At 64.2% G+C, this 12937-nt stretch carries 5 protein-coding genes; 2 read left to right on the forward strand and 3 right to left on the reverse strand.

The genetic code is table 11. The features are described from left to right. Positions 1-29: 29 nt before the first annotated feature. From RCH09_RS09945 to rpoD, 3 genes are all read right to left on the reverse strand, one after another. Positions 30-2543 (reverse strand): sensor domain-containing protein, encoded by a 2514-nt coding sequence (locus tag RCH09_RS09945; protein ID WP_326940923.1) that lies wholly within the window; start codon positions 2541-2543, stop codon positions 30-32. 82 nt (positions 2544-2625) lie between these two features. Continuing rightward, the gene (locus RCH09_RS09950) at positions 2626-6876 is read right to left on the reverse strand and encodes a PAS domain-containing protein (protein WP_326940924.1); all 4251 of its coding nucleotides are present in this window, start codon (positions 6874-6876) and stop codon (positions 2626-2628) included. A gap of 252 nt (positions 6877-7128) precedes the next feature. Further along, positions 7129-9465 carry an RNA polymerase sigma factor RpoD gene (gene rpoD, locus RCH09_RS09955; protein ID WP_326940925.1) on the reverse strand — a complete coding sequence of 779 codons (2337 nt, stop codon included), beginning with the start codon at positions 9463-9465 and terminating at the stop codon, positions 7129-7131. Positions 9466-9702: 237 nt separating this feature from the next. Between rpoD and RCH09_RS09960 the strand changes: the two genes are divergently transcribed. Both RCH09_RS09960 and RCH09_RS09965 read left to right on the forward strand, forming a co-directional pair. Continuing rightward, on the forward strand, positions 9703-11421 hold the full coding sequence (locus RCH09_RS09960) for a bifunctional metallophosphatase/5'-nucleotidase (protein WP_326940926.1): 1719 nt from the start codon (positions 9703-9705) through the stop codon (positions 11419-11421). A gap of 45 nt (positions 11422-11466) precedes the next feature. Next, positions 11467-12936 (forward strand): NAD-dependent succinate-semialdehyde dehydrogenase, encoded by a 1470-nt coding sequence (locus RCH09_RS09965; RefSeq protein ID WP_326940927.1) that lies wholly within the window; start codon positions 11467-11469, stop codon positions 12934-12936. Position 12937 lies beyond the last annotated feature (1 nt).

Raw genomic sequence — 12937 nt, forward strand, 5'->3', positions numbered from 1 at the left:
GCACCGGGCAGTCTGGCGCTGCTTGCGGCTTACGCCATCACATCGCGCAAGCCGTCGCTGCCGCGCTGCTTGGCGCGGTACATCGCCTGGTCGGCCAGCGCCAGCAGTTCGGACGGCGTGGCATCCTTCTGATGGGCGTAGGCAATCCCGATGCTGGTCGACATCAGCAACTGATGATGCTGCACCCGCAACGGGCGTTCGACCATGGCCATGATTTTCTGACTGACCAGGGTGGCCTCGGCTTCGGCTTTCAGCCCTTCCAGCACCACCACGAATTCGTCGCCGGCCAGGCGTGCAACGGTGTCGGTTCCGCGCACCGTTGCCAGCAGCCGCGCGGCAAACTCAACCAGCACGGCATCGCCGGTACCATGCCCGAAGGTATCGTTGATGCGTTTGAAATGGTCGATATCGAGGTACAGCACGGCCACGCAATCGGTGGTGCGTTTGTGGCGCGCCAACGCCTCGCGCAACTTCTGATCCAGCCGATAGCGATTCGGCAAACCCGTGAGCGCATCCGATTGCGCCATCACCCGCAGTTTGTTTTCCGTCTCCTTCTGCGCCGTGATGTCGGTGCTCAACGCATAAATTCCCTGCACCACACCATCGTGCCCCTGATCCGGAATATAGACCGTCTTGACGAACCGGCGGACCTCCTGATGGGAGATCACCAGCTCGAACTCGACCCGCTCGCCGCCCAGCGCACGTTCCATCCACGGCCGTCGCGTCGCATACACTGTCGGCCCGACGACCTCCTCCACCCGTCGGCCCAGCACCTGCTCCGGCGCCAGGCCCATCCATCGTTCCATGGTCGCATTGGCGAAGCGTAGCCGCTGCTCGCGGTCGATATACGCGATCCCCACCGGCAAATTATCCGTGATGGTGCGCAGTCGTTTCTCGCTGTCGCGCAGTTCATCGATCACGCGCCGGCGTGACGTGATGTCGTCGATGGTGCCGACGAATCCGGTGCAGATTTGGTCGACCTCGGTTGGCACCGCGACCACGCGCGCGATCACCACATGGCCATCGGCATGCACGAAGCGCACCACCTGCTCGAAGCGCGCCACGGCCTGCACCGCCGACTTCCAGGCGAGATCGACGGCAGCGCGCTCATCCTCGGCCAGCGGCAGTTGCCACGGATGGCCCTTCACCTGCGCCAGGGCCTGGCCGCTGATGATTTCGTAGGCCCGGTTGACATAGGTGCAGATGCCATCGTGATCCGCATGAAACAATCCCAGCGGCGAGGCATCGCTGACCGCGCTGAGCTCGGCCTGCTGGTGCTGCACCTGCGCCTGCTGCTGGCGCGCCTCGGTGATGTCTTCGGCAATACCGACCAGATATTCAACCTTGCCGTCGGTGTCGCGCACCGGCAGCATCGATACGTCGAGCGTGCGCCAGCTGCCGTCGGGGCGCTGCACATGATGGACCGGCAGCCGTCTTGGCGTACCGCCGACGATCACCAGCCGGTCATGCTCGTCGTATTGACTGGCCAGCGCCGGCGGAAACACTTCGCAATTGGTTTTGCCGAGCATCTGCTGCGCCACGCGTCCGGTGATGCGTTCGGCGGCGCGGTTCCAAGACACAAAGCCGCCGCCGCTGTCGTTCTGCACGCGCTTGGAAAAGATCATCAGCGGCAGCGCATGAATCAGCGTTTCAAGGAACTGCTGGTTGCGTGCCGCGGCCAGCTCGATCAGCTTGCGCTCGGTGATATCGGTGACCACGCCATGCCACAGAATGCTGCCGTCGCCGCTGCGTTCCGGCACCGCATTGCCGAACAGCCAGCGCACCACACCATCGTCAAAGCGCACCCGGTACTCCTGCCGCCAAGGCGACAGCTGCGTCGCCGACAGGCGCACCGAGTCCAGTACTTGCTGCACGTCGTCGGGATGGATGATCCGGAATACGGTATTCGCATCACGTTCGACCGTCTCCGGGCTGGTGCGATAGATTTGGCGCAACTGCTGACTGGCGTAGGGAAAGCCATAGGTGCCGTCGGCGTTGAGGCAGAACTGGCAAATCACCCCGGGCACGCGGGTGGCAATCTTGCGGATGAAATCGGCGGTTTCGCGTTCGGCCTGCGCGGTGTGTTTGCGCTGACTGATGTCGCGCGCGACATGCAGGACACCGGCAATCTCATCCTCCGTAGAGCGAATCGGCGTGACCGACAGGCTGACCGCCACCATGGACCCGTCGGCACGCACAAACTGCCAGTCGTCGAACGGATTGTCGGGCTGCGCTGCCAGCGCCAGCATCTGACCGACATAGCCGTGCGGTGGCTGCGCCGCCGCATCGTCGGCCGCCAGCAGCAAGGGCAATCGGGCTGGGTCGTGAAAACACTGCGGCGTACACAGTCCGACCACATCGTCGGCAGCAATGCCGAGCAGGATCTGCGCACCGCGATTGAGTCCCGTAATGATGCCCGTCGCGTCAGTGGAAATCAGTGCGATGTCAGTGCTGTCGAGGAGCGCCCCCAGCAGTGGATTGCGTTGCTCAGCGGTCGTTGGCGTCGGCCCGGACGGGTCGGCATTCCTGGCTGAGATTGGCATGGGCGTAGCCTTCGCAAGTTTTTATTTGCAGAGAGCATACCGACAAAAAGCAACCAAAGGTTAGTTTTCATGAAATACCGCGTCAGCAGGGATGCGGCTTGTCGATCGCATAGCCCTGGGCGTAGTCGACGCCGATTTCGCGCAGCGCCGCGACGATCTCCGGGTTCTCGACAAACTCGGCAATCGTGCACAGTCCCATCACGTGGCCAATATGGTTGATCGACTCCACCATGGCGCGATCGATCGGATCGTCGAGCATGTCCTTGACAAAGCTGCCGTCGATTTTCAAGTAGTCAACCGGCAGGTGCTTCAGGTACGTAAAGGACGACATGCCGCTGCCGAAATCATCGAGCGAGAATTTGCAGCCGATCGCCTTGAGCTCGCGAATCAGCACCGCGGCCTGGCTCAGGTTGGCGATGGCGGCAGTCTCGGTGACTTCAAAGCACACCTGCTGCGGGACGACATCCCAACGCGCAAACTGTGCCAGCACGAACGGCAAGAAGGTTTCATCGCAAATCGAGGTGCCCGACAGGTTGATTGCACACATTCCTCCGCCCGTGCCGGCCGGATGACGCAGCGCATGGGTCGACAGCGCCTGCTCGATCACCCAGCGGTCCAGCAGTGGCATCAGGCCATAGCGTTCGGCCGCCGGAATGAAGGCCATGGGCGGAATCAGGGTGCCGTCTTCATCGTGCATGCGCAGCAGCAGCTCGTAGTGCTCGCCCGGCTCGCGCTGGCGCAGATCCAGGATGGCCTGGCGATACAGCACGAAGCGCTGGTTGTCGAGCGCGTGCCGAATCCGCGCAACCCAGCTCATCTGGCCATGTCGATGCACCAGCTCGGCATTTTCTTCGGTGAACACATGGACCCGGTTGCGGCCCTTGTCCTTGGCCACATAGCAGGCGCTGTCGGCCATGCGCAGGATGTCCGCCGTGGTCGCGCCGTTGTTGCCGAAATTGACCAGCCCGATGGAGACGCCGATCGGGAATACCTTGTCTTCCCAGACAAAATGGAAATCGCTGACCACCTGGCGCAGGCTTTCCGCCACCCGCATCGCCGGCTCCAGTGCACACCCTTCCAGCAGCACGCCGAACTCGTCGCCGCCGAGGCGCGCCAGCGTGTCATTGGAGCGCAACCGGTCCAGCAGCAGCACCGCCAGCTGCCGCAGCAGTTCATCGCCGGCGACGTGGCCGCAGGTGTCATTGACGATCTTGAACTGGTCCAGGTCCAGATACAGCACCGAATGCACGCGTTGCTCAAGGTGCGCCGATTGCACCGCCTGCTCCAGCCGGTGCTCGAACTCACGCCGGTTGAGCAACCCGGTCAAGGCATCGTGTGCGGCCAGATGCGTCATCTGTTCGGCCATCACGTGCGCCGCGCTGACATCATGAAACACCAGCACCACCCCCAGCATGACGCCGTTGGCATCACGGATCGGTGCGGTCGACTCTTCCACCGGCACACGCCGGTCATCCCGTGTCACCAGCAATGCGCTGCCCGACATGCCCGTGGCCAGTCCGCCCGAAATCGCCAGCGCGACCGGTGTCGGCAGCGCCTGTCGGGTTTGCGGGTGGACCAGATGGAACAGGTCGACGAGGGGCTTGCCGACGGCTTCCTGCTGACTCCAGCCGATCATCGTCGCGGCCACCGCATTGATGTAGGACACCGCGCCCTCCATGTCGGTAGTGATGACCGCGTCGGCAATCGAATTGAGTGTCACGCGCAACTGCTCCTTGCCCGCCAGCAGAGCCTGCTCCATCGCCTTGCGCTGGGTGATGTCGGTCACCATCGAATAGAAGCCCGGCACGTCGCCGTCGGCGCGCACGTCGGGAATGTATTCGTACTGGAAATGGCGCCAGCCGCGCGGCGTATCGGCATCGATTTCAAAGGACTGGCGCACCCCGCGCAGCGCCGCCGTCATGTTCACCGCCAGCAGTTGATGCCAGCGGTAGCCGAACACCTCGCGCACCGATTTTCCGATCAGCGCAACCGGGTCGAGCTGCAGGCTTTGCTGGTAATACTGATTGCAGTAGCTGTAGCGTTCGTCGCGGTCGATGTACGCCACCAGCGCCGGCAGGCTGTCGGTAATCAGGCGCAGGCGCTGCTCGCTGAATTCGAGCGCGGCACGCGCGGCGCGACGGGCAGTGACATCTTCGGCGCTGCCGACATACCCCGTGGTGCGGCCCCCGACCAGGATCGGCGCCGACCGGATCGAGATCCAGACCAGCTTGCCGTCGCGATGAACGAAGCGGTACTCGCCCTGGTCGTCACGGCGCGCGGCGTCGTCCGCCCAATGGCCAGTCACGCGCTCGACATCCTCCGGATGGATGGCGCGCAGCCAGCCGTAGCCACGCGCCTGCGGCAGCGTCAGGTCCGAAATCGCTTCAAATGCCTTGTTCGCGTAGAGGCACTGGCCGAGCCGGTCAGTGCGCAACAGCCCGAGCGGCGAGGCGTCATTGACGGCATTGAGCTCCGCCTGATTGCGCGCCAGTTCACGATCGCGCGCGCGTTGTTCGGTGATGTCCTCGGAAATCCCCAGCACATGGGTAATCGTGTCGTCCTCATCGAACAACGGCAGCGAGCGGGTGTGCAGGATGCGCACCCCGCGGTCCGGCCGGCGCAGCATTTGCAGCGGCACATCAATGGCACTGCGACGATCGAGAATGTCGCGGTCGTGCTGTTCGTAGGCGAGCGCGACGCGGTGCGCAAAAATCTCGCGGTCGGTCTTGCCGATGACCTCGGCGGCGCTGTAGCCGGTGATCCGTTCGGCCGCCTTGTTCCACAGGACGAAGCGCCCGCGCGACGGACCATGCAGGCTTTTCGAGTAGACGATCACCGGCAGATGGTCGACCAGCGATTGCAGGAACGCCCGGTTGCTGCGCAGCTCGCCCTCATCGCGCTTGCGCTGCGTGATATCGCGCGCGCTGATGGCCACGCCATCGGCCAGCGCGGTGATCTGCTGCGCCAGCCAGCGCGTGCGAATGCCGGGTATCGTGACCGGGACTTCCTCCTGCAATGCCTTGCCCGAGGCGAGCACCGCGACGTACTTGTCAAAGTACCCGGCACCGTGGGTAATCGGCAGCACCTCCAGCAGGCAACGATGCATGACCTGCTCGCGCGTGACATTTAAGATGCGCGCGCCATTTTCGTTCAGGTAGCGCACCCGGAAATCGGTGATGCGTCCCGTGGTGTCGCGTTCCGCCTGCAGCACGAAGAACGCATCCAGCGTGCTGTCGGTGGCGGCGCGCAGCTCCTCGGCATTGGACTGGTAGCGCGTTTCCGCGAACAGGCGTTCGCGCATCAACTCATCGAACGACGCGGTCAGGCGACCGATTTCGTTATCGGGGTAGCTCACCGCCACCGCCACCAGCGACGGCCGGCGGCGCACCGCATCGATGCGCTGCGCCAGCCGGTCGAGCGCGCGCACCTGCAGGCGCGTCACCCACCATGCCAGCGGACCGGCCAGTAACGCCAGCGCCAGTGCCAGCCAAACGGCGCGTTGTTCCATCCGGTCGATGGCGGCGAAGGCCTCCCTGGCCGGCAGCACCGATGCGACGATCCAGTTGGTCTGCTGCAGCCGCTTGAACAGCACCACACCGGCAACGCCCTCATTGAGCGCGGTTTCCATGCTGCCCATGGGGCCGCCAGCGGCGACGCGCAGCATGGCGTCACCGGGCAGCAAGGTGCGGGCCGATTGCAACACCCGGTCCGCGGCCGGATGCGTCACCACGATCAGATCCGACGTGACGACGAAAAAATAGCCGGACGCGCCCGTGCCGGCAATGGTCACCTTGTCCAGGAAATTGTTGTGATCCAGCCCAACGGTGCCCACCACGACCCAATCGATGGCGTTGGCGGCGTTGTGGATCGGCACGGTCATCAGGATCGCCGGCGGTTGCGATGCCTCGCCGCGAATCGGCGCCGAGATCACGCCGCCCTGGTGCGCCAGCGTGTCGTTGAACATCTTGATGCCGAGCCGGTCATGCTGGCCGTTTTTTTCGGGATGGTTCAGGTCGAACAGTATGACGCCGCCGGGACCGATGACTTGCACGTTGTCGAACAGGATTTTCAGCGCCGGCCGCTCGGCCAGATAGCGTTGCATGCGCACCGCATCGCCGCGCGCCGCGGCCGGCATGTTATCGGCAAGCACGCTCAGAACATCACTGCGAAATGTCAGCTGTTCATCGATGACGTTGGCGGCATGCGCCAGCAGATTGTTTTGTTGCTGCAGCACCACCTGTTTCATGTCGCTGCGTACGAGCGCGAGAAACGCCACGCTGACCAGTGCGGTGGTCAGCAGCACCGCCAGCGTAACGCCGAGGGCAATGCGCATGCGCAGGGTGAGCAGCGAACCGAGTCGATCCCGGCAAGTGCGCAAGCGATTCAGCACCGCTGATGAAATCTCGTTGAGTGTGGCGAACGCATGGTGTCTCCGACGCAGGACCTTGTTTTATAGCAATGCTTTGTCAGATTTTACCCAGAATCCAAGGGCGCGCAATCGGAGATTTCGAGCGTCGGGAAAAACGTGTACAACAAGGCCTGGCAACGCGATCAGGCGCAGTCATTGCTTGACATCACGTCATTTTCATTCAACGAATATTTTCAGTTTGTCGGCGCGCGACGGATGGCGCAGCTTGGCTAGCGCCTTGCTTTCAATTTGCCGAATGCGCTCGCGCGTGACCTCGAATTGCTTGCCGACTTCTTCCAGCGTATGGTCCGAGACGGTGTCGAGGCCATAGCGCATGCGCAGGATCTTGGCTTCGCGTGGCGGCAGGGCATCAAGCACTTCCTTGATGGCCGAACGCATCGAGACATCGACCGCCGCATCGAGCGGCGCCGCCGTGGCGGTATCGGCAATGAAGTCACCCAGTTGCGAATCGCCGTCGTCACCAACCGGCGACTCCATCGAAATCGGTTCGCGCGCGATTTTCATGATTTCGCGCACTTTTTGCTCGGTCAATTCCATGTGCAGCGCCAGCGTGGCCAGATCGGCTTCGACCCCGGTTTCCTGCAGGATGCGACGGGAAATCCGGTTGAGCTTGTTGACGGTTTCGAGCATGTGCACCGGCACCCGGATGGTGCGCGCCTGATCGGCGATCGCACGCGAGACGGCCTGGCGAATCCACCAGGTGGCGTAGGTCGAAAACTTGTAGCCGCGCCGGTATTCGAATTTGTCGACGGCCTTGAGCAAGCCGATATTGCCTTCCTGGATCAGATCGAGGAACTGCATGCCACGGTTGATGTACTTCTTGGCGATCGACACCACCAGACGCAGGTTGGCTTCGGTCATGTCGCGCTTGGCGTGACGCGCGCGCAGCTCGCCGGTCGACATTTGACGCGAGACCCGGCGCAGCTCCGGCAACGGCAAGCCGACGCGGGTCTGCAGCGCGATCAGCTTCTGCTGGCATTCCTTGATGGCCGGGATCTGCCGCGCCAGCGTGACGCAATACGCTTCGGGCACGCTCACCGCCTGGTCGATCCAGTCGAGCCGGGTCTCGTTGCCCGGGAAGACCGCAATGAAGTGACTGCGCGGCATGCCGCCCTTGTTCACTACCAGCTCCAGCACCTGTTTTTCGATCGCGCGCATGTCGCCCATTTGCGTGCGCAACGATTCACTGAGCTTCTGCACCATCTTGGCGGTAAAGCGCATGCGCAGCAGTTCGCGTGAAATGTTGGCCTGCGCTGCACTGTAGGCCGGGTCATGGAAGTCATTGGTCGCGCGCATCAGTGCCAGTTGCTCGGCAATCGTGGCAAAGCGCGCCAGGCTGGATTTCTTCAGCGCTGCCAGCTGGGCCGCCGACAGGGCATCGCTGTCGGCGCTGCTGAGCTCGGCACTGTCGGTTTCTTCGGTGTCATCGGGTTCGCTGTCGCTCTCGCTGCTGTCTTCGACATCGCTGTCGGAACTAGCCTGGCGGGCCGAGGTGTCGGCCACGCCATCGACCACTTCGTCGATCGACAACTGATCGGCGGCGACCCGGTCGGCCGCGGCCAGCAAGGCGTCGAGCGTCATCGGGCAGGCTGAAATGGCTTGCATCATGTCGGCCAGGCCGGCTTCGATGCGCTTGGCGATCTCGACTTCCTCGGCGCGCGACAGCAACGGCGTCGAACCCATTTCGCGCAGATACATGCGGGTCGGATCGGTGGTGCGGCCAAAGTCGGCGTCGATCGACGACAGTGCCGTGGCGACCGCCGCCTCCGCGCCATCATCGGCCGAGGCCACCTTGTCGGACAGCAGCAGCGTATCGGCGTCGGGCGCTTTTTCGTAGACGGCGATGCCCATGTCGTTGAAGGTCGCGACGATGCGTTCCATCGGCTCGCCCTCGGCGGCTTCGTCGGGCAGGTGATCGTTGATTTCGGCGTGGGTCAGGAAGCCGCGCTCGCTGCCGATGGCAATCAGGGTCTTGATCTTCTGCAGGCGCAGTTCCTGCTCCTGCGGCGTCAGTCCCGGCACCGGGATCGCGCTGCGCGCGGCACCCGACTTGCTCTTGACGACACGCGGCGCGGCAGAGGCCGCAATCGCTTCCGGCGCCACCTGGGTGATCACGACCGGGCTGATGACCGGGATCACTACTGCAGCAGCAACCTTCTTCACGCGCGGCGCCTTGACCACGGCAGCGACCGGGGCGGCCACGGGCGCAACGGCAACGACCACGCTGCCGGCCACAGGCACGGGCTGCACCGCAGCCACCAGCACGCGTCGCACTACTTTTTGCACCACCACCGGCACGCTGTCGCTAACGTCATTGGAGGCGCTGTCGGCTTCCCGATCCGGTCGCACGGCACGCGTCTTGCGCACCACCACCACCGGACCGGCCACTACCTCCCCGTCCGGCGCGAGCGCCGGATTGTCGGTAAAAAATACGGGGTTGGCAGGCGCGGCAAGGCGCGGCTTCAGCGACAGCGTTTTAATGCGAAGAGTCATGTTCAAAATTCGGGCCAGAATCAGTTGCGACGTGCGATGGATGCAGCGGTCAAGACGCATTCCAGGGAGCGCACCGACAGGCACGTGGAAGGAAATCGCATTGGCGAAGCAGAAGGGGGCGGATTATAGCAAAGAAGCGCCCATCAAAACGCGCGGCGATGAATGTCATCACCGAGTTGTTGGCGGCCGGTAGACTTGCGGTTTTCAATCGCGCAGCGGCGCGCTCGGGAGGCGGACATGAGCACGAAAATCAGCAGTCGAATTGCGCGCAGTGCGGCTGCCCTGGCAGCCCTTTTCCTGGCGGGTTGTGCAAGTGTCAACACCACCCCGGTGCAAGTCTCGCTGATCGGCCTGAATGACTTTCACGGCAACCTGCAGCCGCCCGCCGGCAGCGTCACGCTCGGCGACACCAAGGTGGCGGCCGGCGGCGCCGCGCATCTGGCCGCCTTGATCAGCCAATTGAAAGCGCGCAACCCGGGCCACACGCTGGTGGTCGCCGCCGGCGACATGGTGGGCGCCTCGCCGCTGGCGTCCGCCCTGTTCCATGACGAACCCAGCATCGACGCGCTCGGCCAGATGGGGCTGGACATCAGCTCGGTCGGCAATCATGAATTCGACAAGGGCCGCGACGAACTGCTGCGGCTGCAACGCGGCGGCTGCCTTGCGCCGTCGGCTGACGGCCGGCTGGGCCGGGTCGGGGTCGACACCTGCATGAACGACGGCAAGTTCAGCGGCGCGAAATTCACCTATCTGGCCGCCAACGTGATCGACCAGCGCAGCGGCCAGACGCTGCTGCCCGCCACGGCAATGCGCACGGTGGGCGGCGTGCAGATCGGTTTCATCGGCCTGACCCTGAAGGACACGCCCTCGGTGGTCACGCCAGCGGGCGTGGCGGGACTGCGCTTCGAAGACGAAGTCGCCACAGTCAACGCGCTGGCGCCGCAGCTCAAGGCCGCCGGTGCGGCCGCCATCGTGGTGCTGATCCATCAGGGCGGCGCCACCACCGCCACCAGCGTCAACGACAAGACCTGCCCCGGCTTCACGGGCGAGATCGTCGCCATCGTCGATCGCTTCGATGCGGCGGTCGACGTCGTCATCAGCGGCCATACCCATCAGGAATATGTGTGCACCCGCCCCGACGGCAGACTGGTCACGCAAACCGGATCGTACGGCCGCGTCGCCAGCGCGATCGAGCTGACCATCGATCCGGTGGCGCGCAAGGTGCTGCGCAAAAGCGCCGACAACGTGGTGGCGCTGCGCGACAGCAAGGATGCGGCCATCGACGCCCTGGTGACGCGCTACGCCGATCTGGTCGGCCCGATTACCAGCGCCGTGGTCGGCAAGCTGGCCGGGCCGCTGACGCGCACAGCCAACGCGGCGGGCGAAAGCACGCTCGGCGCGGTGGTGGCCGATGCCTTTCTGGCGGCAACATCGGACGCCTCGTACGGCGCGCGCCCGGCGCAGATCGCCTTTACCAATCCGGGCGGCGTACGCGCTGACCTGGCCGGTTCGGCAGAGGTCAGCTACGGCCAGCTGTATGCGGTCATGCCGTTCGGGAACAACCTGATCACGCTCGATCTGAACGGTGCGCAACTGCTGCGTTTGCTGGAGCAGCAGTGGGAGGCGCCGCAGCCCGCCGGGGGCCGCATCCTGCCGGTGTCGCAGGGCTTCAGCTACAGCTGGGATGCGGCCAAGCTGGAAGGCGCTGCGGCCGGCCGCGGCCAGCGCGTGGTGCCGGGCTCAATGCGGCTGCAGGGAGTGCCGATTGATATGCAGCAAACCTATCGGGTCACCGTCAACAGCTATCTGGCTTCGGGCGGCGACCGCTTCAGCGTGCTCACCGAAGGCAAGAACGCGCAACAGGGCGTGGTCGATCTGGATGCGACGGTGGCCTGGTTCCGCACGCGCGACAGCATGCCGGCGCCGGCGCAGCAGCGCATCCGTCGGCTGCATTGACGCCTTTCGGTTATCCTCGACCCTTCACCCGCCGCGGAGTCCACGATGTCCTCAACCAGCCTCACCCTGAACAACCCCACGCTGCTGCGCGAACAGACCCTCATCAATGGCGCATGGATCAGCGGCAGCAGCAGTTTTGCCGTGACCAATCCGGTCGACAACAGCCGCATCGGCACGGTGCCCAACCTCGGCGCCGAGGCCACCCGCCAGGCCATTGACGCCGCTGCCGCCGCCCTGCCCGCCTGGTCCGCCAAAACCGGCAAGGAGCGTGCCGCCGTGCTGCGCAAGTGGTTCGATCTGATCCTTGCCAACGCCGACGACCTGGCCGCATTGATGACCGCCGAACAGGGCAAGCCGCTGGCCGAAGCCAAAGGCGAAGTGCTGTACGGCGCCAGCTTCATTGAATGGTTTGCCGAAGAAGCCAAGCGCGTCACCGGCGACGTCATGGCGTCGACCTGGAGCGACAAGCGCATGGTGGTGTTGAAGCAGCCGATTGGCGTGTGTGCCTCGATCACCCCGTGGAATTTTCCGATCGCCATGATTACCCGCAAGGTCGCGCCGGCCATCGCGGCCGGATGCACCATCGTCATCAAGCCGGCCGAGCAGACGCCGCTGTCGGCGCTGGCGATTGCGACGCTGGCGCAGCGTGCCGGCATGCCGGCGGGCGTCATCAACATCATTACCGCCGACGCCGACAATTCCATCGAGGTCGGCAAGGTGCTGTGCGACAGTCCGATCGTGCGCCACCTGTCGTTCACCGGCTCAACCCCGGTCGGCCGCATCCTGATGCAGCAATGCGCGCCGACGGTCAAGAAACTCGCGCTGGAACTGGGCGGTCATGCGCCATTCATCGTGTTCGAGGACGCCGACCTGGACGCCGCCGTCGAAGGCGCCCTGCAGTCGAAGTACCGCAATGCCGGCCAGACCTGCGTCTGCACCAACCGCTTTTATGCGCATGACTCGATCTACGACCGCTTCGTCGAACGGCTGGCCGCAGGCGCCGCGGCGATCAAGGTCGGTGACGGCGCCGAAGCCGGCGTCGGGCTGGGTCCGTTGATCGACGACCAGGCCATCGCCAAGGTGGAAGATCACGTGCGCGACGCGCTCGCCAAAGGCGCGACGCTGGTGACAGGTGGCGCGCGCCACCCGCGTGGTCCGCACTTTTACGCCGCCACGGTGTTGTCGAACTTGACCGCCGACATGAAGATCATGCGCGAAGAGACCTTTGGCCCGGTCGCCGCCGTGATCCGCTTCTCGACCGAAGCCGAAGTCATTGCAGCGGCCAACGATACCGACTTCGGACTGGCGAGTTATTTTTATTCGCGCGACATCGGCCGGGTCTGGCGCGTGGCAGAACGGCTCGAATACGGCATGGTCGGCATCAACACCGGCCTGATTTCGAATGAAGTCGCGCCGTTCGGCGGCGTCAAGCAATCGGGCCTCGGGCGCGAGGGATCGCGCTACGGCATGGACGAGTATCTGGAGATCAAATATCTGTGCCTGGGCGGGATGTAGA

Source organism: Actimicrobium sp. GrIS 1.19 (genome assembly GCF_035984655.1).
GTDB lineage: Bacteria > Pseudomonadota > Gammaproteobacteria > Burkholderiales > Burkholderiaceae_D > Actimicrobium.